The organism is Roseobacter sp. HKCCA2468, from assembly GCF_037805105.1.
Classification (GTDB): Bacteria; Pseudomonadota; Alphaproteobacteria; order Rhodobacterales; family Rhodobacteraceae; genus M30B80.
This window is the reverse complement of record NZ_JBBLYN010000020.1, coordinates 1-2,946: the sequence shown is the minus strand read 5'-3', so window position 1 is coordinate 2,946 and position 2,946 is coordinate 1. Positions and strand designations below refer to the sequence as shown.

The window sequence follows — 2,946 nt, the reverse complement described above, 5'->3', positions numbered from 1 at the left end:
ATTAATTCGATTAACGAGCTATTTGCGGTGGCGAGCGTTGGAGCGGACAACGGTGACTTGCCGGCGACATCGGCAGCCGAAGTGCAGACTGTGATTGATCAGGGTGCTTCTCGACTTCATGCGATTACGAAGATTGCCAACTACGCGCAGGATAATGGCGAGGATACAACGACTTACCCAGCACCGGATGCGGCTGACTTTGCTGCAGCGGGTGTGACGGGCGTTGCCAATGACAATAACCTTGCCGGTTTGCTCGCAATCCTGCGCGGTACGACACCTGCGACTAACTTTGCAGCGGCAGATACCGCTGCAGAGCTGCAGGCTTATGTAAAACAAGTCGCTATCAACAAGATTGCCAAGTGGGCCGATACCGATGGCGGTACCGTTGCTGATGGCACGGGCGTCAACGCGGTTGAGCCGATCCTGCAGGATTACCTGAACGCAGGATTAGTGGGTCCATTTGAAGCGCCTGCTACAACAGGAGAGGCGATTAACCAGGCGATGGTGCCTTCCCTAAATGAGCTGTTTGCCGCCAGTGATGTGGCGACTGATGCTGCGGATACGGCGGCTGATCAGCAGGCGATCATCAACGCCGCCAAAGATCAGCTTGAAGCGATGGCGCGCATTGCCGATTACGCAGAGGCTGACGGGGTTGTTGACTTTGACAATGATGGAGTAAACGACACCCTAACGGTCGCGGACTTTGAGGCCATTGGTGTCTTTGGTGTGGGTGACGGGACAGGTGTGTCTACGGGTAGCGGTATCGACACCTCGAACACCAGCTATAACAATCTAACTGCAGTACTGAACAAACTGGCTGATGCAGGCATCACCTATGTAAGCGCCGATACGGCAGCAGAGGTACAGGATTTAGTGGCGCAAGTGGCAGTCGAGAAGATCGCGCGCTATGCCGACGAAGATGGTCAGCTACCGCTAGTGAGTGAAACCATTGACGTCACAACCTATGATGATGGTACCGGTAACGCATTCTATCTTGATGGCGAACAAGCACCGGCATTAACGCTGCAGCCAGGTACCTATACCTTTACCCAAACCGAAGCCTCAAACACTGGCCATGCGCTGGCGTTCTTCCTCAACAGTGACAGAACCGGCGATGTGACCTCACAGGGCATCACGGTGAGCTCAACCGGCGTTGCCGGCAGCAACGGTGTGACCACTTTGGTCATCCCTGAAGGGTTTGACGGCACGCTGTACTACGAGTGCGCGAACCACAGTGGCATGGGTAATGCAGTCGATGTTGCGGTACCGTACTTTGAGCCGGAGCTGCAGGACTACACCAATGCAGGGCTGCAGGACCCGAACGATAACGCGATTAATGCTAACCAAGTGGCGGCCATCAATGAAGCCTTTGCAGACAGTGATGTAGGGAACGCCAGCAACGAAGGCGATACCTATACAGCCGATGATGTGGCTGGCCAGCAGGCTGTGATTGACGCCTTTGGGGATCGTATTCTCGCGTTGGAGAAGTTTGCCGACTACATGCTGGGTACTGTGCCAGCAAATGACACAGACGTGCTGACGGCAGCTGACTTTGCTGTTGCGGATTTCACCGATGCCGGTCTTGCGCGTGTTGACGGCACAAATATGTCTGCCGTATTGGCACGCCTTGATGATTATCAGTCGAGTGATAGTCTGACTCGAGATGATCTACTAACAACTGCAAACATCCAAAGCTATGTCTCGCGGGCGATAATTGCAGAATACAATGCGACGTCTGGCACCAGCCAAGCACCAGTTGCCCAAGATTATATCGATGCCGACATCACCGGCGCAGATGCCGATAACGTCCTGGCAATGAACTATCAGGTCAAGACGGCCGCTACCTTTAGCGATACGGTCGCCTATCTGGACACCACCCTGGTGCCCGCTGCCGATGCAACACTCAACAAGCTCGATGTGTTTGATTTGAGCCATGTAGCACCGGTCAGCACAAGCACCCGCCTGAGCGTCAGTGACACGACGGCAGCCGTAACGCTCACGACAGCTGACTTCGGTACCTTTGCCGACGCCAATGGCGATAGCCTTGCGACAGTCAAGATCACCGCTGTGCCCGCGTCAGGCAGACTGTTGCTGGCAGATGCAGCGACCTTGACGGTCACACAAACAACAGCCGGTGCGGACGCAGCTGGAGGTTCAGCGGCAGTGGCTGAGGTTCAAACAATTGATGCCAGCAGCCTAACCGCCCATGCGGTATATGAACTTCAAATAGGCGCGGATACGGTAAGCGTGACGGTGGACGGTGATCCAACCGCAGCTGAGCTGGCAGCGCTACTAGAAAGTGCGCTGAATGCGGCGAGTATTCCTGTGACAGCGGCAGTATCGTCAAACGACATAACCCTAACCTGGGATACGGCGGGTGTCGTGAGCGATGCGGTGACATTCGCCAGACAAGCAGTTGTTGTGCAGGTGGACGAATCCATTACAGCGGCTGACATCGCTGCCGGCAAGCTACAGCTTGCGCCGGTCGATGCAGCAACACCGCTAAAGACTACTTCGATTGGATTTGAGGTTAGCGACGGCACCAACACCAGTGCGAACAACTACACGCTCGCTGTGGATGTGTCTGAGGTAGTGAATAACGGTGGTTTTGCCGACAGCTTGGTGACGCAGGCGGATGAAGACACCTGGACAAACCTGTACGACATCAACGCGCTGAGTGATTTTGTGGTTCCCTCTGCGGGGATCGATACGCTGCGTGTGGTTGTGGAAGCGACCAACGGTCATGTCCGTCTGGGTAGCGTGCCAACCGGTGTGACTGAGATCACCACAGGCTTTGCTGCAGATGCGACTGCTGCCACAAACACGGCGATAGCATTTGAGGGCAGCCAAGATGCTGTTAACGCGGCGCTACGGCAATTGCAGGGCAACTTGGGTACAAATCCCGACATGACCCTCAATATCAATGTCCAGCCTGGCGGGGTCGTT

The 2,946-nt window shown here is 55.2% G+C and carries 1 protein-coding gene; it reads left to right on the top strand.

The window, feature by feature from the left end; all coding sequences use genetic code 11:
* The coding region (locus AAC620_RS12325; RefSeq protein WP_340245407.1) for a hypothetical protein at positions 1-2,946 on the top strand (2,946 nt) is incomplete at both ends.